This is a genomic window from Stenotrophomonas sp. TD3 (assembly GCF_001939825.1).
Taxonomy (GTDB): Bacteria; Pseudomonadota; Gammaproteobacteria; order Xanthomonadales; family Xanthomonadaceae; genus Stenotrophomonas.
In genome coordinates this window covers 3,148,842-3,174,977 of the sequence record NZ_MOYM01000001.1, presented here as the reverse complement: position 1 = coordinate 3,174,977, position 26,136 = coordinate 3,148,842, and the positions used below count along the sequence as shown (strand labels likewise).

The window sequence follows — 26,136 nt, the reverse complement described above, 5'->3', positions numbered from 1 at the left end:
CACGCTCAGCCCTGGTCCGTGACCGCCGGTGCGGGCTCCGGCGCCGCTGCCGGCGATGGCGATGGCGATGGCGATGGCGCAGATTTACCCGCCGCAGCCGGCAGGTACTGCTGCAGGCGCTGGAAGAAGCGACGATAGAACTCAGCGTCGGTGACCGTGCTGCTGGCCACCTTCACCAGCGAGTCGTCGTTGCTGCCGAACGGCAGCGACACCGAGCCCAGCGCGCCCACACCGACACTGGCCGAGGTCGGGCTCTTCTTCAGCGCGTAGCGGTCCTGCACTGCGCTGACGAACACCAGCGTCTGGCTGCCACGCGGGGCGCAGGAGATGCGCAGCACCAGTTGCTCATGGTCATCCTCGCGGGGCTGGAAATTCTTGTTGCCCTCCACCTGTGCATCATCGGAACGGGCGATGGCATAGCCCTGGCTGAGCAGGGTGCGGCGCGCCGCCTCGCAGGCTTCGCCTGGGCGCCCCTCAACGGTGCGCGAAAAGGTATCGCCGGAATCGAAGGACTCGCGCAGCACGGTGCTGTCGGCGGCACGGCCACCGCAGGCCGAGAGGATCAGGGCGCTGGTGAGCGCCACGGCAGCGCTGGAAAGACGGGAGGCCCGCATGGGTACTCCTGCGAGAACGGAAGTACCAAGGGTAGTCCCGCCCCCGTGTGCGGCAGGTCGACATGCCCCCACACGTTGCTCCCGGTTCATGCACGAAAAGGGGACGGAGGGAATTAAGTCGTTTGTGCCACAAACGACTTAATTCCCTCCGTCCCCTTTTGCGGTCCCCTTTTACGCAGAGGGGCCGGCAATGCCGGCCCCTCGGGTATCACATGCCGTCTCCGCTCAGTCCGCCCAGCGGCCGGCGCCGGTGGACTGCGGCAGCACCTGCGCCGACAGCGGGCGGTCGTTGGCCAGCAGGTTCACTGCATCAGCCAGGATCGAGGCCGACTCGCGCAGCAGCGGGTCCGGACGCTTTTCGGCGGCCTTCTCGCGGGCGGCATCCTTCACGATGTCGCGCTCGTTGCCGGTCAGGCCATCGTCGCTGCTGTCATCGGCCAGCGGGTCCAGGGCCAGGCCCAGTTCCTTGCGCTGCACCTGGCGCTCCTTGCGCTGGGCGTCCTGGCGCTCGCGCTCGGCGCGACGGGTGGCCTCGTTGAGCGAGATGTACTTCTTCGCGGCCTCGGTGCGGAACTGCTGCACGTCCTCGTTCCACCACTGGAATTCCTTGTCGGTGGCGATACGCGCGTCGTGACGGGTCTCCAGCTTCGGCAGCAGCGGCGCGAAGTTGCCGTACTGGGTGTGCGGCACGGCGGCGATGCGGGTCCACGGCAGCGCGTTGTCGTAGGTGCTTTCGCCGAATTCGGTGGCATCGACGCTGGCCGGGAAGGCCAGGTCCGGCACCACGCCCTTGTGCTGGGTGCTGCTGCCGCTGATGCGGAAGAACTGGGCGATGGTCAGCTTGACCTGGCCGAAGCGCTGGGTCTCGCCGCTCGGCCAACGGTCGAGGTCGACGATGTTCTGCACGGTGCCCTTGCCGAAGCTGGTCTCACCGATCACCAGGCCACGACCGTAATCCTGGATGGCACCGGCGAAGATCTCCGAGGCCGAGGCCGAACCACGGTTGATCAGCACCGCCAGCGGGCCGTCCCAGGCCACGCCCTGGTTGCGGTCGCTGTTGACGGTGACGCGGCCACCGGACTCGCGCACCTGCACCACCGGGCCCTGCTCGATGAACAGGCCGGTCAGTTCGATCGCTTCGTCCAGCGAGCCACCACCGTTGTTGCGCAGGTCCAGCACCACGCCGTCCAGCTTGTCGTTCTTGAAACCGGCCAGCAGCTTGGCCACGTCGCGGGTGGCCGAGGCATAGTCGGCGGCATTGCGGCGACGGCCCTCGAAGTCCTGGTAGAAGGTCGGCAGCTTGATCACGCCGATCTTCCGTGCCGGCTCGCCGTTGGCGGCCGGAATGGTCATGGTCTCGCCCTTGGCGGCCTGTTCTGCCAGGCGCACCTTCTGCCGGGTCAGCACCAGGGTGTGGTGCTTGCCGTCGGCACCTTCGGCAGCCGGAATGAATTCCAGCTTGACCTGGGTGTCCTTGGCGCCGCGGATCTTGGCCACGACATCGTCGATGCGCCAGCCGATCACGTCCTCGACCAGGCCGGATTTGCCCTGGCCAACGCCGACGATGCGGTCACCCGGCTTCAGCGTGCCGTCCACCGCGGCCGGACCACCGGCGATGATCTCGCGGATCACCACCACGTCGTCCTGGCGCTGCAGCTGCGCACCGATGCCCTCCAGCGACAGCGACATCGCCTGGTTGAAGTTCTCGGCGGTGCGCGGGGTGAAGTAATCGGTGTGCGGATCAACCGCGCTGGTGTACGAGTTCATGAAGAACTGGAAGACGTCTTCGCCCTTCAGCTCGTTGACCGACTTCTCCAGCGTCGCGTAGCGCTTGTCCAGCGTCTTGCGGATGTCATCCGGCTTCTTGCCGGCCAGCTTCAGGCGCAGCCAGTCGTTCTTCACCGACTTGCGCCACAGCTCATCCAGCTCGGCGCTGCTGGCCGCCCACGGCACCTTCTTGCGGTCGTATTCGAAGCGCTCGTCGGTGGTGAAGTCCGGCTCCTGCTTGAGCAGCTTGCGCGCATAGGCCACGCGCTCGCCGACGCGCTGCTTGTAGACCGCGAACACCTGGAACGCCGGCTCCAGCTCGCCGCCACGGATGGCCGAGGAGATATTGGCTTCGAACGGCGCGAAGCGCGCCACGTCGGCCTGGGTGAAGTACTGCTTGCCGCCGTCCAGGGTCTCCAGGTAACGCTTGAATACGTCCTTGGAAGTGGCCTCATCCAGCGCACGCGGGCGGTAGGCGTAGCGGCTGTCGGACAACAGGCCGTACACCAGCTTGGAGGTGGTCACCTGATCGGCGGTGGCCGCCGCGGGCAATGCGGGCGAGTCGGCCTTGGCCGCCAGCGCCAGCGGCGCGACCAGCGCCAGGGCCATCAGGAATGCGGGGGCTTTGAATTTCATTGACGTGCTCGAAGGCGCCTTGCCAAGGGGGAGACTGCAGGGTGTTCAGACACCACGACAGTGCCGAAAGTTGCCGGGTTTGTCACCCGGCCGCGCTCGGTGGAAAACCAGCCTAGCGGGGCCGGTGTAGCAAATTGTGAATGCAGGCGAAGGCATGGCCGAGCCCTTGCTCGGCAGGCCGCCAGCAAGCAGCCGAGCATGGGCTCGGCTCTACAGCAGGCAGAGGTGTGCGGACCAACGGTCCGCACCCACAGGAGAAGCAGCTCCCACCCACCGGCAGGGTGTCAGGAGACGCCCGCGCCCTTGGCTTGGACGTCGGCGTGGTACGACGAGCGCACCATCGGGCCGGAGGCCACGTGGCTGAAGCCCAGCTCGTAGCCGTAGTCTTCCAGCGCCTTGTAGTCCTCGGGGGTCCAGTACTTCAGCACCGGGTGGTGGTGCGCGGTCGGCTGCAGGTACTGGCCGATGGTGATCATGTCCACGTCATGCGCGCGCAGGTCACGCATGGTGGCCTTGATCTGTTCGAACTCTTCGCCCAGGCCCAGCATGATGCCGCTCTTGGTCGGCACGTCCGGGTGCTGCGCCTTGAAGTTCTTCAGCAGGTTCAGCGACCACTGGTAGTCCGCACCCGGGCGCACGTTGCGGTACAGGTCCGGCACGGTTTCAATGTTGTGGTTGAACACGTCCGGCGGGTTCTGCGCCAGGATCTCCAGCGCGCGCTCCATGCGGCCCTTGCCGCGGAAGTCCGGGGTCAGCACTTCGATGCGGGTACCCGGCGACTTCGCGCGGATGGCGGTGATGCAGTCGACGAAGTGCTGGGCACCGCCATCGCGCAGGTCATCGCGGTCGACGCTGGTCACCACCACGTACTTCAGGCCCATGTCGGCCACGGTCTGGCCGAGACTGGCCGGCTCGTTGGCATCCGGCGGCTTCGGGCGGCCGTGGGCCACGTCGCAGAACGAGCAACGGCGGGTGCAGACCTCGCCGAGGATCATGAAGGTGGCGGTGCCATGGCCGAAGCACTCGTGGATGTTCGGGCAGCTGGCTTCCTCGCACACCGTCACCAGGCGGTTCTCGCGCAGCTTGGCCTTCAGGTTCTGCACGGCATTGCCCGAGGGAATGCGCACGCGGATCCAGGACGGCTTGCGCAGCACCGGCGCGTCGGCGAACTGCACCGGCGAACGGTTGATCTTGTCACCGCCCAGCTGCTTGACCCCGGCCTGCAACGGCGCGGCGGACGGAGAGTCGCCCTGCACGATCTGCAGGGGAATGGAACGGGCGGTGGTTTCAGTCATGGCAGTTCCGGGGGGCGGTCAGGCGGCCGCAGAAAGATCGGGCAGTTCCGGCGTGTGCTGCAGCAGCAGGCCGAACTGGCGGGCCAGGTGGTCCAGCAGCACCGGCTTGACGGCATCCATCCCGGAGGGGCCGCCCAAGTCTACCACCGAGGTCACCTGCAACCCCTGATAGCCACAGGGGTTGATGCGGTGGAAGGGTTCCAGGTCCATGGCCACGTTGAAGGCCAGGCCATGGAAGGTGCAGCCGCGGCGCACGCGGATGCCGAGCGCGGCGATCTTGGCGCCACCGACGTAGACGCCCGGGGCGCCCTCGCGGCGTTCGGCGCCGATGTTCCACTCGGCCAGGGTATCGATGAGCGCCTGCTCGATGCGGCACACGTAGTCGCGCACGCCGATGCCCAGCCGCGGCAGGCGCAGCAACGGATAGACCACGATCTGGCCGGGGCCGTGATAGGTCACCTGGCCGCCGCGGTCCACGTGCAGCACGGGGATATCGCCCGGCGCCAGCACATGCTCGTCCTTGCCGGCCTGGCCCAGGGTGAACACCGGGTCGTGCTCCACCACCCACAGCTCGTCGGCATCGGCGTCGCTGCGCTGGTCGGTGAAGCGCTGCATGGCGCGCCACACCGGTTCATAGGCCTGGCGGCCGAGGTCACGGACCACCGCCGGACGCGGCGCGCGGTCTTCCGGGGCGGCTTCGGCCGGGCAGCTGTCGGCTACAGCGTCCACTTCACTTCCGGGTGGTCGCGCAGTGCCTGGTGCGCCAGGTCGTACTGCTCGCGGCTCTCGGCCTTGAACACGATGCGGACGGACACGTACTTGCCGTTGGACGAATGCTTCCAGCTGATGCGTTCGTTCACCACATCGATGCCGGCAGCCAGCAGCAGACGGGGAAGCTCATGCTCCAGGCCGCGGTTGGCCGGGCCCATGGCGCTGAGCTCGAACTGGCCGGGGAACTGGAAGCCGTGGTCGGGGTTGTCGGACTTGATTTCCATGGCCCCATTATCGGGCCGCAGGGCAACAAACCCAAGAGTATTCATCAACGTCAAAGACGGCACCGGCGGTCTGCTGCGTTGCAGGCGGCCCAGGTGGCCCGGGCCGAAGGCCCAACCGCAGCTGACTGCAATCCCCCGCTGCGGCCGGGCCACAGCCCCTCCAGGGCGAGCTGCGGCGCCTGCGTGGAACGGTACCGGCGCCGGATCGAGTAACAAATTGTGTCCGCCGGACAATGTTGTTTTCGGAACAGACAAGTGATCCCAACGCGCTCGTTCCGGCGCGCGGGCGCGAGTACCGTGGCGTTGCAGAAAACGACAGAAAACCGCCCCCTTCCCCATGAGCATTCCATCCATGCGTAGTGTCGCAGCCCTCGGGCTGGCCGGCCTGCTGGCCGCTACCCTTCCCCTTGCCGCCCAGGCGGCCGAACAGTGTGGACCGGACGCCATGCGCGACCACCCGCCGCAGATCAATTTCCGCGTCGACAACGACCTGTTCGGTGGCCGCCACCAGGACCAGGGCTACACCAACGGCGCGCAGCTGACCCTGGTCTCGCCGAACCTGGTCGACTACACCGACGACCCCTGCCTGCCGCGCATGGCGCGCTGGGTGAACCAGTACCTGGAAGGCCTGCACCCCGGCAGGTTCGAACAGCAGAACATGATCTTCAGCATCGGCCAGGGCATCTTCACCCCGACCGACCCGGCCCGCCGCGATCTGATCAAGGATGACCGCCCGTATGCCGGCGTGCTGATCGCCAGCTTCGGCTTCAACGCGCGCAGTGGCGACCGCCTGCAGACCACCCAGCTGACGCTGGGCGTGGTTGGCCCGTGGGCACAGGGCAAGCAGGTGCAGGACGCGGTGCACAACCTCCTGGGCGACAAGAAGTTCGAGGGCTGGGACAACCAGCTGCACAACGAACCGGTGTTCATGCTGACCCATGAGCGCATGCGCCGCTGGCCGGCCGATGCCAGCGTCAATGCCGGTGGCTGGGGCTGGGATGCGATCAGCCACTACGGTGGTGCGTTCGGCAACCTGGAAACCAAGGCCAATGCCGGTGGCGAAGTGCGTTTCGGCTGGAAGCTGCCCGATGATTTCGGCAGCACACCGTTGCGTCCGGCCGGCGAGAACACGGCACCGACCCGTGGCGGTCGTCCCAATGGCTGGTCATGGCACCTGTTCGTGACCACCGACGCGGCGTGGATGATCCGCGACATCACCCTGGACGGCAACACGTTCCGCAGCAGCCACAGCGTTGATAAGCGCCACGTCGTGGCCCAGGGCGGCTACGGTATCGCGGTGATGCGTGGGCGCTGGAAATTCGCAGTCGCCCGCTACCACAGCACCCGCGAATTCGATGGCCAGCGCCAGTCGCCGGTGTTCGGCAGCTTCACCATCAGCCGCTCGCTGTAGGTGCCGACCGTTGGTCGGCACACCCCTGGCCGGCTGCCGGCATATCCGGATGGGTTCATGAGGAGCCGGCCAGCGGCCGGCTCTACCCCCATCCGGCAGGATTCATGCGCAAGCGGCATCCCGAAACAGAAAAGGCCGGCATTCGCCGGCCTTTTCGTTCACCACGCCGGGGCGTGGATCATTCCGATTCCCACCACATCCAGAAGCTGTCCCACAGGCGCTTGAAGAAGCCGGCCTGCTCGACGGCGGCCACGGCCACCAGCGGTGCCTCGGCGATGACCTTGCCATCCAGGGTGACCTTCACGGTGCCGATCTGCTGGCCGGCGGTGAACGGTGCTTCCAGGGTCTTGGGCACGTCGATGCTCGGCTTCAGGTCGTTGTAGCGGCCGCGCGGCACGCTCACCAGCATCGGCTGGGCCACGCCCAGCTGCACCTTGTCGGTGGTGCCCTTCCAGACCTTGTGCTCGGCCACGGCCTTGCCCGGTTCGTACAGGCGGTGGGTCTCGAAGAAGCGGAAGCCCCAGTTCAGCAGGGCCAGGCTGTCATCGGCACGCTGCTTCTCCGACGAACCACCCAGCACCACGGCGATCAGGCGCTGGTCGCCACGCTGGGCCGAGCTCATCAGGCAGTAGCCGGCTTCGGAAGTGTGGCCGGTCTTGATGCCGTCCACGCTGCCATCGCGCCACAACAGCAGGTTGCGGTTCGGCTGCTTGATGTTGCCGACCTGGAATTCCTTGATCTTGTTGTACGCGTAGGTTTCCGGGTAATCACGCACCATCGCGCGGCCCAGCAGCGCCAGGTCGTAGGCGGTGCTGTGGTGGCCCTGTGCGGTCAGGCCGTGCGCGTTGACGAAGTGCGAGTCCTTCATGCCGATCTTGGCGGCGTAGCTGTTCATCAGCGACGCAAAGGCTTCTTCGCTGCCGGCCACATGCTCGGCCAGAGCGATCGCGGCGTCATTGCCGGACTGGATCGCCATGCCCTTTTCCATGTCTTCCAGGCGTGCGGTCTGGTTGACCGGGAAGCCGCTGTAGCTGCCGTCGGTGCCGGCGCCACCTTCGCGCCAGGCGCGCTCGCTCATCATCACCTGGTCATCCGCACGGACCTTGCCGTTCTTGACCTCGGCGGCGATCACGTAGGACGTCATCACCTTGGTGATGCTGGCCGGGGCCAGCTGCTCGTGGACGTTCTCGCCAGCCAGCACCTGGCCGGTGGCGTAATCCATCAGGACCCAGGCCTTGGACACGCTCGGCGCCGGGGCCGGCGGAGTGGCGACGGTGGCCGGGGCAGCAGCGGCGGCGGCAGGCGCCGGCGTGGCCGGGGTCGGCAGCGGCGTCTGGGCGGAAGCCAGGCCCACCACCAGGGTGGCGGCCAGGGCGGTGGCGGCGGAACGGAAATTCATTGGACAGCAGGCTCCAGGGGACGGCCGGGAATGGAGGGTGGAACGTAACGGCCATTGTAAGGCCGGGGGAGCATGGGCCGGCAGCATCGGCCCGGGCGGATCAATCCTTGACGATCTGCGGCGAACCCAGGCCCAGACCGGCGATGCGGCCGACAAGTTCCGCGGCACTGGCATGGTCGTTGGCGGGAACGCGCAGGCGGAACAGCGTGCGGCCACCGGCGGCGATATCGCTGATGGTCGCGCCGACGATGCCGGCGGCATTGAGCTGGCCCATCGCGCGGTTGGCGTTGTCGCGGCTGGAGAAGCTGGCGACCTGCACCATCACCGCGCCCACCACCTGCTGCGACAGGCTGGGTGCCGCCGGCGTGGCGGCGACGGTACGCACGGGTGCCGGCGCGACGGCGCGCGGCGCGGTGCTGGCGACTGCAACCGGTGCCGGTGCAGTGCTGCGCACCAGCGGCGCACTCGGCGGCAGGCTGCTGACCGCCACATCCGGCACGGTGCTGGCCACGCCCTGGGTGGTGGCCGGCTGGCCACGTGCCGGCATGCCATCGGCCGGCAGGCCCTTGACCAGGCGATCGATATCGCTGTCAGCGGTTGCGCGCGCGGTCGGTGCCGGGCGCGCACTGGCCACCGCGGCTGCCGCTTCGGCGGCTCGACGCTCGCGGCGCGACGGCTTCTGCGCCAGCAGGTTGCTCTCGCCCGGCTGCAGCGCGCGCACTTCCACGTTGCCGGTACCGCGCTGGGTGATGCCCAGGCGCACCGCGGCGGCATAGCTGAGATCGACCACGCGGCCATCGTGGAACGGGCCGCGATCGTTGACGCGCACGATCACCGACTCGCCGTTGTCGAGGTTGGTCACGCGGGCGAAGCTGGGCAGCGGCAGCGTCTTGTGCGCGGCGGTGAACTGGTACATGTCGTAGACCTCGCGGTTGGAGGTCAGGCGGCCATGGAACTTGGCGCCGTAGTACGACGCGGTGCCACGCTCGACATAGTCATGGGTATCGTCGAGCACCTTGTACGACTTGCCCAGCACCACGTACGGCGACTTGTTGCCGATCGCCGAGCGCTCCTCGGCGGTCACTTCCGGCTCGGGAATGCAGGCCACGTTGGGAATGTAATCCGGCGTGCTGTCGCGCACGCCCGGCTTGTAGAGGCCACCGGCGGTGTAGTTGCCGCGGGTGCTCAGGTCTTCCTTGGCCGCTGCGTAGGGCGAGCCTTCCGGGCAGTGTGCCGGCCGCGAGCCGCGCCCCTGCACCAGGGTGCCGCCGGACTTGCCACCATGGCCGGCCGTGGCCGGCTTCTTCGGCGTGCTGCTGCAGGCAGCCAACGCGAGGACGATCAAGCCTGGGACCAGCCATCTGATGTTCATGCCGGGGGCAGCTCCTGTCCGGCGATGGCCTGGGACAACTGGAACACGGCCATCGCGTACATTTTCGAGAGGTTGTAGCGGGTGATCGCGTAGTAGTTCTGGAAGCCCAGCCAGTACTGCTTGCCGGTGCTGCCTTCAAGCGTGATCGGGGTGGCGGTGGCGCCCGGCTGTACCGGCGCGCTCGGCTGGTAGCCGCGCTGCGCCAGATCGGCCATCGACCAGGTCGGCATCCATTCGGTCGGATTGAACTCCTCGCGTCCCGGCGCCAGCGTGGCCGGCACGGCCACCTGTCCGCCACGCACCCAGCCGCCCTTCTTCACGAAGTAATTGGCGATGGACGAGAACACGTCGTCGTAGCTGGTGAACAGGTCGCGGCGGCCATCACCGTTTCCGTCCACGGCGTAATCCAGATAGCTGGACGGCATGAACTGGCCCATGCCCATCGCGCCGGCATAGCTGCCCTTGAGCGTGGTGATGTCCAGGTTCTCTTCGCGGCCCAGCTCGAACAGCTTGGCCAGTTCATCGCGGAAGAACAACTCGCGGCGCACTTCGCGTTCCAGCTTGGCCGGGTCGCCGCTGCGCGGGTAATAGAACGCCAGCGTGTACAGCGCATCGAGCACGCGATGGCTGCCGGCATTCTTGCCGTAGCTGGTTTCCACACCGATGATCGCCACGATCACTTCGGCCGGCACGCCGGTGCGCTGCTGCACGCGATCCAGTTCGGCACGGTGCTGGGCCAGGAACGCGCGGCCGCCATCGATGCGCGCCTTGCTGATGAACATCGGTCGGTATTCGTTCCACGGCTTCACCCGCTCGGCGGGGCGCGACATCGCGGCGATGATCGGCTGGCGCACCTGCGCCTGGTCGAGCACGCTGCTGATCTGCTCCGGCTTCAGGCCATAGCGCTTGGCGGTATCGGCAATGAAGCGGGCCCGCGCGACCTCGAACGGCACCGGGGTCAGATCGACCGGCGGCGCGGTGGCAGCGGTGGCTTCGGGCGCAGCCTCGGCCGGGCCATGGACCTTGGCGGCGGGTTGGCGCGGCGTACTGCTGGCCTGGGGCGAAGACGGTGGGGACTTCGGCTGGGTCGCGCAGGCGACCAGGCCGAGGGTGAGCATGCAGGCCAGAGTGCGTCGAATCATCGTCGCAGGTTAGCAGGTCATGGATGAATTAAAACCCCTAACACCATGAATCACAACGATTTGCCCGCGTTCAGCGGGAAATGTGAAGACGTCGTGATCACCCTGCCCCATTCAGATAGAGGTTGCCGGTTGCGTCCCCATCCCCGCAGACGCAACCGGCGACCGGATCCGGTCGGTACCTGCGCGGCTGCCGCTCCCCAGTGGCAGTACCCCGCGCTCCCTGTACCCGTTGGATCAGTACTGCTTCCCGCCCGACGCCCCCTCGCGCTGCATCGATTGACGGCGCGCCGTGCCGAACGGGCCGCCATTGTGCAGGCCGATTACGACAAGTCCATTGATCAAGATCAACGCGCTGTAAAAGTGTGAACCAGCTAGCATTTTTTCTGGAAATTGGTCAGAGCGCGTGCTGCTGTGCGTCGTTGTGAGAACGATTCCACAACGGACGTTGCGCAGAGTCAGGAAGGTTCCAGCCAACGGCGCAGCCCCTCGTGGGTGGAATTGGTCGCTGAAAGCCGGATTGCTGAGGGCTGGCCGGGTGGGTGGGCAGTGCGGGGACGCCGTGAACCCATCCATGGGGGCTTGGCCGCGGCATCCATGCCGCGGACACCCCGCACTGCCCACCCACCCGGCCGCTGGCAGATTCCGTGTTCGTCCACCCACGGAAAAGAAAAAGAAGATCAAAAGCAAAACCAGCTTGGCCGCCCGCTTCATTGCTTCCTGTAGAGCCGAAGGCAGCGGCAGGAGCCGCTGCCAACGTCGCCCATGGCGACGGCCCGAAGGGTGCCGGTCAGGACGACCGGCATAGCCATGCTCGGCTCATGAGCAAGCGCAGCGCCGCGACCCGCTTTTGATCTTCTCTTTCTTCTCCGTGGGTAGACGCGCACGGAACCTGTCCGTGGCCGGGTAGATGGGCTGCGCAGGGGCGTGAGCCGCATGGGCCCGAGGCATGCCTAGGGCGGGTTGGGCAGGACGCCCAACCCGGGTCTTGCCGTGTGCGCAGGACAGCGCACACGAGCAAGCGGCGACCGAGCTTACATGGACGTACTTGCAGCGTCCCCTGCGCAGCCCATCTACCCGGCCCCACCCATGAACTGCTTTGCGCGACCACCCACGAGGGGCTGCGCCGTTGGCTGGAAACCCTATCCCCCGTGCACGGGCCGGTGCCCGCGTACCGCCATCACCAACCCGATGCCGGCCAGCAACGAGACCGCCGAAGTCCCGCCGTAGCTGATCAGCGGCATCGGAATCCCCACCACCGGCAGCAGGCCGGAGATCATTCCACCGTTCACCAGCACGTAGACGAAGAACGCCAGCCCCAGGCTGCCGGCCAGCAACCGCGCATGGGTGTCGCGCGCGTGCACTGCAATCCACAGGCAACGCCCGACCACGAACAGGTACAGCGCGAACAGCGTCGCCACGCCGATCCAGCCGAATTCCTCGGCCAGCACCGAAAACGCGAAGTCGGTGGTGTACTCGGGCAGGAAATCCAGCGTGGCCTGCGTGCCCTGCCCCCAGCCACGCCCCTCCCAGCCACCGGAACCGATCGCGATGCGCGACTGCAGGATGTTCCAGCCGGTGCCGAGCGGGTCTGCTGCCGGGTCGAGGAAGGTCAGCACGCGATCCTTCTGGTACTGCCGCAGCAGGCCGAACCAGGCCAGGGGTGCAGCCACCGCCAGCCCTGCCGCACCCGTTGCCACCCAGCCCCAGTGCAGTCCAGCCAGCAACAACGCAAACACGCCGCTGGCGGTGACCAAGGTGGCGGTGCCGAGATTGGGCTGCATCAGGATCAATACCGCCGGCACGCCGATCAGCACTGCGGCGGTCAGTACCGTGCGCGGCGACGGCGGCAGCGGCTGCCGGTGCAGGTACCACGCCATCATCAGCGGCAGGCTCAGCTTGAGCAGCTCGGACGGTTGCAGGTAGAACACCCCAAGGTTGAGCCAGCGCTGCCCGTACTTGCCGGTGCCGATGACGTACACCGCCATCAGCGGCAACATCGACAGCGCATACAACGCCGGTGTCCATGCACGCAGGCGCAGCAGCGACACGCGCGACAGCAGCCACATGGCCAGCAGCCCACCGGCAAAGCGCGCTGCCTGGCCACCCACCGGCCCGGACACGCTGTGCAGCACCGCCAGGCCCGCGCCCATCAGGATCAACAAGGCGGCCAGCAACGGCAGATCGATGGTGCGCACCACCTCACGGCAGCCGCCAAGCAGTCGTTTCCATTCCACGCTGGCCACGGTAGCAACGGGCGCTTGCGTGAAGCTGTCAGGGTGCTCCTGCGTTTGTAGCGTCGAGCCATGCTCGACTGCATTTCATGCAGCAGAAGCAGTCGAGCATGGCTCGACTCTACGGAAGAGCGCGGGCCTGAGTTACCCGTAACCGCCGTGCACCGGGTTGTGGCTGCGCACCGCCATCACCAGGCCGAAGCCGGCCAGCAGCGAGACTGCCGAGGTACCGCCGTAGCTGATCAGCGGCATCGGCACGCCCACCACCGGCAGCAGGCCGGAAATCATCCCGCCGTTGACCAGCACATAGACGAAGAACGCCAGGCCGGTGGCACCGGCCAGCAGGCGTGAATAGGAATCGCGCGACTGGCTGGCGATCCACAGGCAGCGACCGATCACCACCAGGTACAGCGCCAGCACGGTGGCCACGCCGATCCAGCCGAATTCCTCGCTCAATACCGAGAACGCGAAGTCGGTGGTCTGTTCGGGAATGAAGTTCAGGTGCGACTGCGAGCCCTCGCCCCAGCCCTTGCCATCGAAGCCGCCGGAACCGATCGCGATCTTCGACTGGATGATGTTCCAGCCGGCCCCCAGTGCATCCATCTCCGGGTCAAGGAACATCATGATGCGGTCCTTCTGGTACGGCCGCAGCAGCCAGAACCAGGCCACCGGCGCGACTGCGGCCACGCCGCCTACGCCCAGGCCCACCCACCACCACGGCAGGCCCGCCAGCAGCAGCACGAACACGCCGCTGGCGGCGATCAGCACGCCGGTACCGAAGTCCGGCTGCAGCATCACCAGGCCGGTCGGCACGCCGATGATGACCAGCGCGGTCAGCACGGTGCTGAAGCGCGGCGGCAGCGGCATCTTGTGCAGGTACCAGGCCACCATCATCGGCAGGCTGACCTTCAGCAGCTCGGCCGGCTGCAGGTAGAAGAACTTCAGGTCCAGCCACTGCCGGCCGTACTTGCCAGTGCCCAGCACGAACACCGCAAGCAACGGGATCATCGAGATCGCATAGATCATCGGCGTGGCCGAGCGGATGCGCAGGATCGGCACCCGCGAGATGCCCCACAGCGCGGCCATGCCCACCGCAAAACGCGCGCCCTGGGCCATCACCAGGCCGTCGCCACCGGCGCTCTTCAGGGTGGCCAGGCCAATCACCATCAGCGCGCCCAGGGCCAGGCACAGCACCCAGTCCAGCGTGCTGAAGAAGCGGCGCAGCATGTCGCCAGCCCAGCGCAGGAACACTCTCATCGTGCGGGCTCCGCGGGAGTCGGGCGCGGCGTGGCGGGCAGCGCGGCGGCGGCCGGCGTACCCGGCTGCGGTGCGGGCAGAGGTTCCGGCGCAGGCACGCCGACCAGCACCGGATGTTCACCCAGCTGCGCAGCGGCAAGGTCGCCGGCCTGGCGCGCGCCCGCGTCTTCGTTGTCGAACGCCGTGGCGCCGATGGCGGTGGTGCCGCGCTCGCTGTCCAGCGGCTGCATGCCTTCGGGCATCTTGCCCAGCAGGTAGGCGTCGAACACCTTGCGGGCGATCGGCGCAGCGGCCGAACCACCATAGCCACCGCCTTCCACTGCCACCGCGATCGCGATGACTGGGTTCTCGACCGGCGCGAAGCCGACGAACAGCGCGCGGTGGCGCAGGTGCATCGGCAGGCTCTTGGGATTCACCGCCGCCGTGCCCTTTCGGCTGATGACCTGCGCGGTACCGGTCTTGCCGGCCATCACGTACGGCGCACCCACCGCCACGCGCCAGCCACTGCCGCCGGGCCGCATGGTCGCCATCATGCCCTCGCGCACGGCCTGCACGTTGTTGGGGTTGGGGCTGACCGGCTTGCTCTCGCCCGCCGGCATCGCCGACCAGTCGCTGTCGAAACCGTCGCGCTGCTGGATCACCAGGTGCGGGGTGCGCAGCTGGCCGTCAGCCAGTGCGCTGACGCCGCGCGCCAGCTGCAGCGGGGTGACCTTCCAGTCGCCCTGGCCGATGCTGATGTTGACCGTATCGCCGGGGTACCAGGCTTCCTTGCGGCTCTTCCGCTTGTAGGCCGGCGACGGCAGGATGCCGCCGATCTCGCCGGTGAGGTCGATGCCGGTCGGCTGGCCGAAGCCGTAGTACTCCATGTAATGGTCGAAGCGCTCGATGCCCAGATCCAGCGCCAGCTTGTAGTAATAGGTGTTGACCGACTCGGCGATGGACTTGCGCAGGTCTGTCCAGCCGTGGCCGCCACGGTGGGCGTCGCCCCAGCCGCGCGAGGTGCCCGGCAGATAGAACATGCCGGTGGACAGCACCTTGTCTTCCGGGCGGCGCACACCCGAATCGAGGCCGGCCAGGCCGATCAGCGGCTTCAGCGTGGAACCGGGGGCGACGCCACCGAGCACCAGGCGGTTGAACTGCGGCCGCGACGGGTTTTCGTTCAGCGCCTTGAAGTCGGCATGCGAGATGCCGTTGACGAACAGATTGGGGTCGTAGGACGGCAGGCTGACCATCGCCAGCACTTCGCCGGTGCGCGGGTCCATCGCCACCGCCGAGCCTTCCTGGTCACCGAAGGCGGCGACCATCGCACGCTGCAGGTCGGCGTCGATCGACAGCCGCAGGTCGGCGCCGGACTGCGCGGCGACGCGGCCGATGGTGCGGATCGCACGCCCCTGCACGTTGGTCTCGACCTGCTCGTAGCCGACCTTGCCGCGCAGCTGCTGCTCGTAATAGCGCTCCAGGCCGGACTTGCCGATGTGGGTCAGCGCAGCGTTGCCTTCGCCGAGGATCTCCAGGTCCTTGTCATCGACGCGGCCAACGTAGCCGATGATGTGCGCGAACAGATCGCCGTAAGGGTAGCGGCGGGTCAGGTAGGGCTCCAGCTCGACGCCGGGGAAGCGCCAGCGGTCGACCGCGAAGCGCGCCATCTCCTCGTCGCTCATGCGCAGCTTCAGCGTGACCGGCAGGAACTTGCGGCGCGCCTTGCGCGACTTGTTGAACGCTTCCAGCTCTTCCGGGCTGATGCTGATGATCTTCGCCAGCCCTTCCAGGGTGGCGTCCATGTCCTTGACCTTGTCCGGCGTCACGTCCAGGCGGAACGCCGGCACGTTCTCGGCCAACAGGCGGCCATTGCGGTCGTAGATCATGCCGCGCCCGGGCACCACCGGCCGCGGCTTGATGCGGTTGGCTTCCGAGCGCGTGGCGTAGACGTCGTGGTCCAGCACCTGCAGCTTGAAGTACCAGCCGCCCAGGCCCAGCAGGCAGACCAGCACGCCCAGGAAGCCCAGCGCCGCGCGACGGCGGAACTGTTCGGCTTCGGCGTGCGGGTTCTTGACCTGGCGGCGCGGGATCATGGCTCAGCGCCCGCGCTTGCCGAAGCGCACCGCGTCCAGCAGCACGAACACCAGCGGCCACAGGCCCATGCCCAGCAGCGGTGCCCACCAGTACGACCACGGCAGGGTCGGCTCATCCACCACGATGTGGACCAGCGCGCTGACGATGCGGTCGTTGAACAGCAGGCCGCCGATGGCCAGCATCTGCTGCGACATCGGGAAGAAGCGGATGCGGGCGCGGAAGCGCTGCAGAATGAAGGCCAGCATCACCAGCCTCAGCGCCTGTTCGCCCAGCACGCCGCCGTACAGCAGGTCGGCGACCACCCCGCTGGCGAAGGCGATGCCCAGGCCGACACGCTCGGGGGCTTCGATGACCCAGTACGCCAGCACCAGCGCCAGCCAGTACGGGCGCAGCGGCTGCAGCAGCGCCGGCAACGGCAGCAGGCCCAGCAGCAGCGCCACCACCAGGCTGGCCGGCAGCACCCACGGGTTGTCGCGCAGGCGGCTCATCGCTGGGCCTCCGGCGTGGTCGGTTGCCGGCCAGCGGCCGGCACTACCGTGGAGCTGGCCGGGGGAGAGCCCCCCTCTTGTTGAGGGGGGCGCGCCGACGGCGCGGGGGTAAGGGAGGATGCGGGGACAACCGTCGGCGTCGCAGACGGAGCCGGTGACCGGCCCATGGCCGGTGCAGGCATTGCCGGCGCGGCAGCGGCGCTGCCCGGGCCGCCCGGCGCGGTGGCTTCCAGTTGCAGGCGCAGTTCCGGCGGAATCCGGATCGCCGCGCCCGGGCGCAGCAGCAGCACGTCGCGGCCGCGGTCGAGCTGGGCCGCGGGCTTCAGTTCGCCGACCAGGAAGGCATGGGTGTCGTCCGGGCGCAGGCCGGTGATGGTGCCGACCGGGAAGCCGGCCGGGAAGCGCCCGCCGAGGCCGGAGGTGACGATCTCATCGCCCACCTCCACGCCGGCGCTGAGCGGAATGTCGCGCAGCTCCAGCTTGTCGCCGCGGCCGTAGACGATCAGGCGCACGCCGTTGCGGGCCACGGTGACCGGCACCGCGTGGTCGGGGTCGGTCAGCAGCAGCACGGTGGAGGTGCCGCCGGTGACGCTGATCACCTGCCCCATCAAGCCGCCGGCGTCGATCACCGCCTGGCCGACATGCACACCCTCGCGGGTGCCGGCATCAAGCACCAGCCGCTGCTTCACCGGGTCCAGGTCGATGTCCAGGATCGGCGCCAGCTGCACGTCCAGGCCACTGCGCTCGGCCACGTTCAGCAGTTCGCGCAGCTGGGCGTTGTCCAGCGCGGCGGTCTGCAGGCGGGTCAGGCGCGCGTTGGCCAGCAGCAGCTGGTTGCGCAGTTCGCGGTTCTCGGTCACCAGCTGGGTGTGGCTGGCGGCGGAATCCTTGACCTGGTTGCCAAGCTTGCCGGGCAGGCCAGCCAGCGCCCATACCGGCTGCACCAGGCTGTTGGCCTGCTCGCGCAGGCGCGCCAGCCAGCCGGCCTGGTCGTCGAGCACGATCAGGGTGATGGCCAATGCGAGGTAAGCCAGCAACCTCAGGGGGCTGGCGGCATCACCGGATCGGGAGGCAACGGGAGGACCGGCGTAGGGCGGCACGGCAACGATTCAACTGGCAGAAGGCGGAAGGGAAACACGCGGGCGCCCCGCCGGTGCCGGCCCGCCATTGCGGCGGGCCGCACCCCGGAAGGGCGCGGCGGGCAGGAACGGCCGGGACGGCTTATTCCGGCGCAAAGAACTCGTTGCCGTGCATGTCCACCAGCTCCAGCGCACGGCCGCCACCGCGGGCCACGCAGGTCAGCGGATCGTCGGCCACCTGCACGTGCAGGCCGGTTTCCTCGGAGATCAGGCGGTCCAGGTCGCGCAGCAGGGCGCCACCACCGGTCAGCACGATGCCGCGCTCGGCGACGTCGGCGCACAGTTCCGGCGGGGTCTGCTCCAGCGCCAGCTTGACCGCGCTGACGATGCCCGACAGCGGCTCGTGCAGGGCTTCAAGCACCTCGTTGGAGCTGATCTTGATCATCTTCGGCACGCCCTCGGCGAGGTTGCGGCCGGAGATTTCCATCTCGATCACTTCCGCCTGCGGGTAGGCGCAGCCCAGCTCGACCTTGATGCGCTCGGCGGTGGCTTCACCGATCAGCATGCCGTGGTTGCGGCGCACGTAGTTGGTGATCGACTCGTCGAAGCGGTCGCCGCCGATGCGGACCGAGGCCGAATAGACGATGCCGTTGAGCGAGATCACCGCCACTTCGGTGGTGCCGCCGCCGATGTCGATGACCATCGAGCCACGGGCTTCGGTGACCGGCATGCCGGCGCCGATCGCGGCGGCCATCGGCTCTTCGATCAGGAACACGTCACGGGCACCGGCTTCCTCGGCCGATTCCTTGATCGCGCGGCGCTCGACCTGGGTCGAGCCGGCCGGCACGCAGACCAGCACGCGCGGGCTCGGGCGCAGCACGCGCGACTTGTGCACCTTCTTGATGAAGTGCTTGAGCATCGCCTCGGTGTAGGTGAAGTCGGCGATGACGCCGTCCTTCATCGGGCGGATGGTGGTGATGTGGCCCGGGGTACGGCCCAGCATCTGCTTGGCCTCGGCGCCCACGGCTGCCACCGAGCGGGTGCCACCGATGGCACGGTCCTGGCGCACGGCCACGACCGACGGCTCGTTCAGCACGATCCCCTGCCCGCGCACGTAGATGAGGGTGTTGGCCGTGCCCAGGTCGATGGACAGGTCGTTGGAGAACATGCCACGGAGTTTCTTGAACATCTGAGGAAGGAGTCCTGAGGGGTGTCGTGCCCGCCGCGGGATGGCGAAAAAATGGGCAGAATTCGAGGCCGACAAGCCTAGCAACCCGCCTGCCGCCGAGCAAGGAAAAAACTAGCTGAACCCGCGTCTTCACAGGCTTTCGGCCTGATCGGGTCTCACCCGGTTCTGGCCCTGAGCGGCACCAGCGGGTAACCTTTGCGCCGTCGGGCGCCCAAGGGCGCCGTTTGCTTGCCCGCTGAACCGGGCCGGCCCACCCCAAAATTCACCGCATAGGCTTACATCGATGTCCGCTCTGATCTGTGGTTCTCTTGCCTTCGACACCATCATGGTGTTCCCGGACCAGTTCAAGAATCACATCCTGCCGGACAAGGTGCACATCCTGAACGTGTCCTTCCTGGTGCCGCGCATGCGCCGCGAGTTCGGCGGCTGCGCCGGCAACATCGCCTACAACCTGCACCTGCTGGGCGGCCAGCCGATCCCGATGGGCACCGTGGGTTCGGACTTCGGCCCGTACCGCGAATACTTCGACGGCCTGGGCATCGACCTGTCGCGCGTGCGCGTGATCGATGAGCTGTTCACCCCGCAGGCGTTCATCACCACCGATCACGACAACAACCAGATCACCGCCTTCCACCCGGGCGCGATGATGCGTTCCTACGAGAACCACGTGCGTGGCGTGCCGGGCGTGACCCTGGGCCTGGTCGGCCCGGACGGCCGCGAAGGCATGATCCAGAACGCGCAGGAATTCCACGAAGACGGCATTCCGTTCATCTTCGACCCGGGCCAGGCCATGCCGCTGTTCAACGGCCCGGAGCTGCGCGCCTTCATCGAGCAGGCCGACTACGTGGTGGTCAACGACTACGAGTCGAACCTGCTGCAGGAACGCACCGGCTGGGACGAGAAGGAGATCGTCAGCCGGGTGAAGGCCTACATCACCACCCGCGGCCCGAAGGGCGCGGTCATCCACACCCCGGAAAAGAGCTACGACATCCCGCCGGCGCACGAGCGCCGCGTGGTCGACCCGACCGGCTGTGGCGACGCCTTCCGCGCCGGCCTGATCTACGGCATCCAGAAGGGCTACGACTGGCTGACCATCGGCCGCATGGGCAACCTGATGGGCGCGCTGAAGGTCGAGCACCCGGGCACGCAGAACCAGCGCTTCACCTTTGACGAGTTCAACGAGCAGTTCAAGCAGCAGTTCGGTTACGCGCTGGGCGCGTAAACCGAACTGCCCGCGCATTCCACCTTATCCCCGCGCCTTCGGCGCGCCCCCTTGAACAACAAGGGGGCTTTCCATCCGATGCGCTATCGGGAATGCTGTTGGTGGGTGTCGACCTTGGTCGACACGCTGTGCTCTGGTAGGGGTCGACCTTGGTCGACACTGCCGGCCAGCGGCCGGCACTACCCTCTCTGCTGCCAGGCGGCCAACAGGTCGCGGCAATCGGCGAAATGCCAGTCGGCGTGGTCCGGCCACGGGTTCTCCGGCAGGTTGACCAGCACGGTGTGGGTGCCCGCAGCGCGGCCGCACTCCAGGTCGTAGGCGTGGTCTCCCACCATCACCGCCCCTGCCGCCGCGATGCCCCAACGCCGCAGGTGCTGCTGCAGGCCATCCGGCGAGGGCTTGGGCACCGCTTCATCGCGGCCGATGATGTCGGCATCGTCGAACAGTTCCCCGACCCCGATCGCGTCCAGCGTCAGCTTCGCCAGCGCATGATCGTTGCGGGTCAGGATGCCCAGCCGGCAACCGTCGGCCGCCAGCGCACGCAGCAGCTTCACCGCCCCCGGCGCCGGCAGCGCGTCCTCGGCCAGCGCGCGTTCGTGATCCAGCAACCACTCACGCTTGGCCTGCGCCGGTGCGTCCGGCAGCGCCGCGATATGGTCGAGGATGTCTTCCTCCGCGGCGATCTGCAGTGCGCGGCGGATCGCGGCGAAATCATGCACGGCGACGGTCAGCGTGCCGTCCATGTCGAACACCCAGTGCCGGATCGCGGACAACGCGTGCACTGCGCTGCCCGTCGCGATCATCACTGCCACCACTGCGGCATGCGGCTGGCGTCGACACTGCCGGTTTCGAACACGGCCGTGCGCGTACCGCCAGCCTTGACCGGGAACTCGATGCTGATCGACTTACCCTTGCGCGCCAGCTTCCACAGCGCCTTCTGGTCGGTGATGAACAGGGCAATGGCTTCATCGGTCTTCGGCCGCCACGCCGCCATGGAAATCGGCTTGCCGTCGTCCACGGTCACCTTCACCGTGCACTGCGGGCAGCGGAAATCACCGGCCTGCAGCACCAGGTAAGCGTGGCGCTTCCATTCCGGGTGATCGCGGAACACCAGCTGCACCGGCTTGGCGCCGCTGCCATCCACGTCCACCCGCTCCTTGCTGTAGATCTGCGCCGAGACCTGGTTGCCCTTGCTGCCCACCGGGATCTGGTTGTACTGCCACAGCGCCTGCATGCGACGCAGGTCGCGCGCGGCATCGCCCTTGGCCTTGACCTCGTCGAAGCCGGCGGCGATGCGCTCGGCAGCGGCGGTGTCCTTGTACTGGTCCAGCAGCGAGGCGCCATGCAGGCGCGCGCGTTCCCAGTCCTGCGCAGCCACGGCCATGTCGTACTGCTTGGCCACGTCTTCGGCCTTGGCCTCCTTCTGCGCCTGCACGGCGGCCGCGGCGGCTTCCTGCGCCTTGCGCTCTTCCTCGGGGTTGCTGCAGGCGGCCAGTGCCAGCGTACAGGCGGTGAGCAGGATCAGTCGTTTCATGGCGGAGGTCCTTGGTGTTTTCGCATTCTTGTAGAGTCGAGCCATGCTCGACTGCTGTTGAAGAGCCAGTCGAGCATGGCTCGACTCTACAAAAAAGCGCCGGGGGATACCCGGCGCGTTTTCTTACTTGGCTTCGGCCTTGGCCAACATGTCCTGGACCGAGGCGGTGGTGATCGGGTGGTAGCCCGGCTTGGCCTTTTCGAAGGCCTGCTTGGCCAGCTCCAGCCCCTTCGGCGTCTTCACCAGTTCAGCGTAGATCGGCATGATCAGCTTGCGACGACCGACGCGCTCGATGAACGCGGCTGCACCTTCATTGGCCTGCTCGTAACCGCTGCGGATCGCCAGCGGATACCAGCGCATGGCGATCTCGCCATTCGGGGTGCCGGTGAAGTGGAACGCCTTGTCCAGCGTGGCCAGCTTGTCCAGCGGCTGGGTCGCGCCCAGGCCGTCGATGAAGCGCACCCATTCCTGCGTGCTCCAGTCGGCGATGACCTGGCTGCTCGGCACGGTGCCGGCGCTGGCAAAGGCAATGCGCGCGGTATCGACGCTGCTGAAATTGCGCGACTGCGCCTTGGCCGCGAACGCCGGAATACCCGGCTCGTCCAGCCACGCCTTCAGTTCGGCCTCGGTCACTGCCGACGGATTCTTCGGCAGCAGGTTCTTCTTCATGTACTCGACGAACTGGTCGGTGTTCGCGCTCTGGAACGCGTGGTCATCGAACCAGCCGCGCAGGAACGGATCGAAGGTCTCGCGGCCGAAGCGCTGTTCCAGGAATTCCAGGAACCACGAGCCCTTGACGTAGGCCACCTGGCTGAGGGCTTCGTCGGGGTCACGCTCGTTCAGCGGCGGCAGCGCCAGCGCCTGGTCGGCCGGGCTCATGTCCTTCACTTCGGCCAGCAGGTCGGTCTGGTCGATCTGCTTCTCCATCTCGGCCATCTCCTTGCCGTACAGGGCTTCGGTGATGCGGCCCTGGACGTAGGTGGTGAAGCCTTCATTGAGCCAGATGTCCTTCCAGCTGGCGTTGGTCACCAGGTTGCCCGACCAGCTGTGCGCCAGTTCGTGTGCGACCAGCGAGACCAGCGACTTGTCGCCGACGATCACGGTCGGGGTGGCGAAGGTCAGGCGCGGGTTCTCCATGCCGCCGAACGGGAACGACGGCGGCAGCACCAGCATGTCGTAACGGCCCCAGCGGTACTCGCCGTACAGCTTCTCGGCGGCACCGATCATCTTCTCGGTGTCTTCGAATTCCTTGGCGGCCTTGTTGACCATGGTCGGCTCGGCCCAGACGCCGGAGCGGCCGGAAATCGGCTCGAACACCAGGTCACCGGCGGCGATGGCCAGCAGGTAGGACGGAATCGGCTGCGGCATCTTGAAGGTGTAGTCACCGTCACGCGCGGCCTTCGGATCGTTGTCGGCGCTCATCAGCACCATCACGTCCGGGCGCGAGACCACGTGCGCGCTGTAGGTGAAGCGCACGCTCGGGGTGTCCTGCAGCGGCACCCAGGAACGGGCGTGGATGGCCTGCGACTGGCTGAACATGAAGGGCAGCTTCTTGCCCTCAGTCATCGACGGTGCCAGCCACTGCAGGCCCGAGGCGGTCGGTGCCGTGTGGTAGGTCACTTCCACCTTGGCCGGCTGTGCCGGGGCCTCGATGGTCAGCTTGCTGCCGAACACCTTGTCGACCGGGGCCAGCTCGAACTTCAGCGCGCTGCGTGCGCCATCGGCGGCGACGGCCTCGACCTTGGACACGGTCAGCTCGCGGGTGTCGAGCACCAGCTGTTTGGCGTCCTTCTGCTTCCATTCCAGGGTGTAGGTGGCGGTGCCACCGATCTGCTTCTGGTCGAAGTCCAGCTTCAGATCCAGCGCGATGTCCTTGATGACGACCTTGTCCGGTTCGGCGTACGAGCTTTCGTCGTGGCTGCGGTTCTCGGCGTTCACGGGGGCGGCGGGGGCCTTTTCGGCAGTCGGGGCAGCGGCGGGCGCGGCCGCCTCCTGGGAGCAGCCGGCGGCCAGGGCCACGGCCAGCGGAAGGAGCATCAGCGGATTACGCATGAATCGGGACCGTTACGGGGATCAAACCCCAATGGTACCTCCGTCCAGCCCCACAGGCGTTGCGCGGTGCGGGGTAATGGCGGGCACAGCACCGGTAGTGCCGGCCGCTGGCCGGCAACCCCGTCGCCCGGTGATTGGCCGCGCAGATGCCGGCCAGCGGCCGGCACTACCGGAACACCGGGCTTACAGCTTGTAGCCGGAGTGGATCGAAACGATGCCGCCGGTCAGGTTCTTGTAGTGGCAGCGCTCGAAACCGGCCTGCCCCATCATCGCCTTCAGTTCATCCTGCGGCGGGTGCTTGCGGATGCTTTCGGCCAGGTACTGGTAGCTGTCCGAATCATTGGCGAACAGCTTGCCCAGCTTGGGCAGGATCCTGAACGAGTGGAAGTCGTAGATCGGCTTGAACCAGTCCGCGGTGACTTCGGAGAACTCCAGCACGCGGGCCTGGCCGCCCACCTTCAGCACGCGGTACATCTCGCGCAGGCCAGCGTCCTTGTCGGTCACGTTGCGCAGGCCAAAGGCAATCGTGACCAGGTCGAAGCTGTTGTCCGGGAACGGCAGGGCTTCGGCATTGCACTGCACGTAGTCCAGGCCGAGCACCAGGCCGCGGTTGGTCAGGCGGTCGCGGCCGACCGACAGCATGCCGGCGTTGATGTCGCCCAGCACCACCGAGCCCTCGGCGCCGACGCGCTCCTTCAGCAGGGCGGCGATGTCGCCGGTGCCGCCGGCCAGGTCGAGCACGCGGTCGCCCGGCTTCACCTGCGCGGTCGCCACGTAGTAGCGCTTCCACGCCCGGTGCACGCCCAGGCTCATCAGGTCGTTCATCAGGTCGTAGTTGCGCGCGACCGAGGTGAACACCTGGCCGACCAGCTTCTGCTTGTCCTTGGCGGCGACGTCGCGGAACCCGAAATGGGTGGTTCCGGCTTTGTAGGGGGATTCGCTCATGGCCCCGATTATCGCACCGCCGGGGGCCAGCGGCACCCCCTGCCCGTATCATGGCGGGCCACGACTTCCCGGAGCCCCCGCATGATCACCACGCCCGACTACCAGGCCCTGCTGCAGACCGCCATCGCCGAAGCCCGCCAGGGCCTGGCCGAGGGCGGCGTGCCGATCGGCGCGGCGCTGTACCACAACGACGGCCGCCTGCTCGGTTGCGGCCACAACCGCCGGGTGCAGGAGGGCGACCCCTCCGTGCACGGCGAGACCGACGCCTTCCGCAAGGCCGGCCGCCAACGCCGCTACCAGGACACCATCATGGTCACCACCCTGGCGCCGTGCTGGTACTGCTCAGGCCTGGTGCGCCAGTTCAACATCGGCACCGTGGTGGTGGGCGAATCGCGCACGTTCCAGGGTGGCATCGACTGGTTGCGCGAGAACGGCGTCAACGTGATCGACCTCGACAACCAGGAATGCGTCGATCTGCTCGGCGATTTCATCGGTCGCCATCCGGACATCTGGAACGAAGACATCGGTGAATGAGCATCGCGCAGCCTGCTGTTGAACCCGCTTAATGAACGCTTCAGTGCCGGCACGCCCTAGTGCCGGCAGCGTATGCGGCCGTTGCCGTGAACCCGTGCACAGTCAGCTGCGCGGCGTGCATACACTGGGGTAACACCCCACCCGGCCGAGGCGCCTAGGGTGGGGTTACCGGGGCCCCCTTCCCCCCGGCGGAGCCAGCCATGTGCGCGCACGCCGTACGCCCCCCGCCCGACCCGATTCTCGATGCCATCCGCGAGCGGCTGCAGCAGCAGTACGCGCTGCACCAGCGTGGCGCGCTGTTCTGGACCGCGTACCAGGGCCTGCAGCTGGAACTGGTGCGTGATCGTCCGCTTGACCATGAGCGCCTGTGCAATGCAATGGCCGACATGGCCGAAGACCTCGGCGCGGTCGAGCATGCGCAACTGATAGGCAATCGCAACGCCGGCTCTACGCCGCGCTGACACGGCATGCACCGGCGCATACGCCACACTGCGATGAACCCCCACTCCCCTCCACCTCAACCGATTGGATCGACATGCACGCTGAAGTCCCCACCATTCCCCCGGTCATCAACGTCGACGCCGAGCTTGACCATTGGCGCCGCCAGCATGCTGACGGTGCACTGGCGCACAACTCCTTCGGCTCCTATGTGCCGTGGATCAAGTTCGCCTGCGATTCGCTGATCACCCAGCCGCGCGCCAGCAATGCGCAGCGCGACGAGATGTTCCAGACCCAGTACGCCCTGCAGATCATGCCGCGCCTGAGCGAAGCCCAGGCCCGCGAATTCGTCGACCGTTGCTGGCAGCACGTCTACCAGACCAGTCCGGTGCGCCTGCAGGACGCGCCGCGCCTGCGCGCCTGAGCTGCGTCGCGACGGCTGCACGGCCCCTGCACGAACCAC

At 67.4% G+C, this 26,136-nt stretch carries 23 protein-coding genes; 5 read left to right on the top strand and 18 right to left on the bottom strand.

The annotated features are described in order from the left end of the window. Positions 1-5: 5 nt before the first annotated feature. The 5 genes from BKE09_RS14815 to BKE09_RS14795 form a co-directional block, all read right to left on the bottom strand. Positions 6-614: a DUF2242 domain-containing protein gene (locus BKE09_RS14815; RefSeq protein ID WP_075676229.1), complete on the bottom strand. Its 609-nt coding sequence runs from the start codon at positions 612-614 to the stop codon at positions 6-8. Positions 615-839: 225 nt separating this feature from the next. Further along, positions 840-3,017 (bottom strand): carboxy terminal-processing peptidase, encoded by a 2,178-nt coding sequence (locus BKE09_RS14810; RefSeq protein WP_049442837.1) that lies wholly within the window; start codon positions 3,015-3,017, stop codon positions 840-842. 284 nt (positions 3,018-3,301) lie between these two features. Then, positions 3,302-4,312, bottom strand: a complete 1,011-nt coding sequence (gene lipA, locus BKE09_RS14805) for a lipoyl synthase (protein WP_014038511.1) — start codon at positions 4,310-4,312, stop codon at positions 3,302-3,304. 18 nt (positions 4,313-4,330) lie between these two features. After that, the gene (gene lipB, locus BKE09_RS14800; protein WP_014038512.1) at positions 4,331-5,041 is read right to left on the bottom strand and encodes a lipoyl(octanoyl) transferase LipB; all 711 of its coding nucleotides are present in this window, start codon (positions 5,039-5,041) and stop codon (positions 4,331-4,333) included. Further along, entirely contained in the window at positions 5,029-5,307 is a 279-nt protein-coding gene (locus tag BKE09_RS14795; protein ID WP_005411067.1) for a YbeD family protein, read from the bottom strand. The genes lipB and BKE09_RS14795 overlap by 13 nt, the downstream gene beginning before the upstream one ends. A gap of 352 nt (positions 5,308-5,659) precedes the next feature. Between BKE09_RS14795 and BKE09_RS14790 the strand changes: the two genes are divergently transcribed. Next, entirely contained in the window at positions 5,660-6,718 is a 1,059-nt protein-coding gene (locus BKE09_RS14790) for a lipid A deacylase LpxR family protein (protein WP_083663100.1), read from the top strand. A gap of 178 nt (positions 6,719-6,896) precedes the next feature. On the opposite strand, the gene BKE09_RS14785 is transcribed toward BKE09_RS14790, so the two are convergent. The 9 genes from BKE09_RS14785 to BKE09_RS14745 all read right to left on the bottom strand — a co-directional run bounded on the left by BKE09_RS14785 (position 6,897) and on the right by BKE09_RS14745 (position 18,948). After that, the gene (locus tag BKE09_RS14785; protein WP_075676227.1) at positions 6,897-8,117 is read right to left on the bottom strand and encodes a D-alanyl-D-alanine carboxypeptidase family protein; all 1,221 of its coding nucleotides are present in this window, start codon (positions 8,115-8,117) and stop codon (positions 6,897-6,899) included. Between the two features lie 100 nt (positions 8,118-8,217). After that, complete coding sequence (locus BKE09_RS14780; protein WP_075676226.1) at positions 8,218-9,489, bottom strand: septal ring lytic transglycosylase RlpA family protein; 1,272 nt, start codon at positions 9,487-9,489, stop codon at positions 8,218-8,220. Further along, positions 9,486-10,631 (bottom strand): lytic murein transglycosylase B, encoded by a 1,146-nt coding sequence (gene mltB, locus BKE09_RS14775; protein WP_075676225.1) that lies wholly within the window; start codon positions 10,629-10,631, stop codon positions 9,486-9,488. The genes BKE09_RS14780 and mltB overlap by 4 nt, the downstream gene beginning before the upstream one ends. Positions 10,632-11,770: 1,139 nt before the next feature. Next, positions 11,771-12,865 (bottom strand): rod shape-determining protein RodA, encoded by a 1,095-nt coding sequence (rodA, locus tag BKE09_RS14770; protein WP_170871752.1) that lies wholly within the window; start codon positions 12,863-12,865, stop codon positions 11,771-11,773. A gap of 141 nt (positions 12,866-13,006) precedes the next feature. Continuing rightward, positions 13,007-14,119, bottom strand: coding sequence for a rod shape-determining protein RodA (gene rodA, locus BKE09_RS14765; RefSeq protein ID WP_014038519.1), 1,113 nt, complete (start codon positions 14,117-14,119; stop codon positions 13,007-13,009). After that, positions 14,116-16,191: a penicillin-binding protein 2 gene (gene mrdA / locus BKE09_RS14760; protein ID WP_075676224.1), complete on the bottom strand. Its 2,076-nt coding sequence runs from the start codon at positions 16,189-16,191 to the stop codon at positions 14,116-14,118. The genes rodA (BKE09_RS14765) and mrdA overlap by 4 nt, the downstream gene beginning before the upstream one ends. 3 nt (positions 16,192-16,194) lie before the next feature. Beyond that, positions 16,195-16,680: a rod shape-determining protein MreD gene (gene mreD / locus BKE09_RS14755; RefSeq protein WP_005419400.1), complete on the bottom strand. Its 486-nt coding sequence runs from the start codon at positions 16,678-16,680 to the stop codon at positions 16,195-16,197. Then, positions 16,677-17,780, bottom strand: coding sequence for a rod shape-determining protein MreC (mreC, locus tag BKE09_RS14750; RefSeq protein ID WP_075676223.1), 1,104 nt, complete (start codon positions 17,778-17,780; stop codon positions 16,677-16,679). The genes mreD and mreC overlap by 4 nt, the downstream gene beginning before the upstream one ends. 121 nt (positions 17,781-17,901) lie before the next feature. After that, complete coding sequence (locus BKE09_RS14745) at positions 17,902-18,948, bottom strand: rod shape-determining protein (RefSeq protein WP_005419402.1); 1,047 nt, start codon at positions 18,946-18,948, stop codon at positions 17,902-17,904. A gap of 283 nt (positions 18,949-19,231) precedes the next feature. Between BKE09_RS14745 and BKE09_RS14740 the strand changes: the two genes are divergently transcribed. After that, complete coding sequence (locus BKE09_RS14740) at positions 19,232-20,170, top strand: carbohydrate kinase family protein (protein ID WP_014038522.1); 939 nt, start codon at positions 19,232-19,234, stop codon at positions 20,168-20,170. 179 nt (positions 20,171-20,349) lie between these two features. Here BKE09_RS14740 and BKE09_RS14735 read toward each other — a convergent pair whose 3' ends face one another. From BKE09_RS14735 to ubiE, 4 genes are all read right to left on the bottom strand, one after another. Then, complete coding sequence (locus BKE09_RS14735) at positions 20,350-20,973, bottom strand: HAD family hydrolase (protein ID WP_075676222.1); 624 nt, start codon at positions 20,971-20,973, stop codon at positions 20,350-20,352. Continuing rightward, positions 20,973-21,704, bottom strand: coding sequence for a hypothetical protein (locus BKE09_RS14730; protein ID WP_075676221.1), 732 nt, complete (start codon positions 21,702-21,704; stop codon positions 20,973-20,975). The genes BKE09_RS14735 and BKE09_RS14730 overlap by 1 nt, the downstream gene beginning before the upstream one ends. 123 nt (positions 21,705-21,827) lie before the next feature. Beyond that, positions 21,828-23,756, bottom strand: coding sequence for a M1 family metallopeptidase (locus tag BKE09_RS14725; protein ID WP_075676220.1), 1,929 nt, complete (start codon positions 23,754-23,756; stop codon positions 21,828-21,830). Positions 23,757-23,939: 183 nt separating this feature from the next. Then, positions 23,940-24,701: a bifunctional demethylmenaquinone methyltransferase/2-methoxy-6-polyprenyl-1,4-benzoquinol methylase UbiE gene (gene ubiE, locus BKE09_RS14720; RefSeq protein ID WP_006471026.1), complete on the bottom strand. Its 762-nt coding sequence runs from the start codon at positions 24,699-24,701 to the stop codon at positions 23,940-23,942. 81 nt (positions 24,702-24,782) lie between these two features. Between ubiE and BKE09_RS14715 the strand changes: the two genes are divergently transcribed. From BKE09_RS14715 to BKE09_RS14705, 3 genes are all read left to right on the top strand, one after another. Beyond that, a complete protein-coding gene (locus tag BKE09_RS14715) occupies positions 24,783-25,235 on the top strand; it encodes a nucleoside deaminase (protein WP_075676219.1) in 453 nt (150 codons plus the stop codon). A 200-nt stretch (positions 25,236-25,435) separates the two neighbouring features. Further along, positions 25,436-25,696, top strand: a complete 261-nt coding sequence (locus tag BKE09_RS14710; RefSeq protein ID WP_075676218.1) for a hypothetical protein — start codon at positions 25,436-25,438, stop codon at positions 25,694-25,696. A 74-nt stretch (positions 25,697-25,770) separates the two neighbouring features. After that, positions 25,771-26,097: a hypothetical protein gene (locus BKE09_RS14705; protein WP_049463228.1), complete on the top strand. Its 327-nt coding sequence runs from the start codon at positions 25,771-25,773 to the stop codon at positions 26,095-26,097. Positions 26,098-26,136 lie beyond the last annotated feature (39 nt).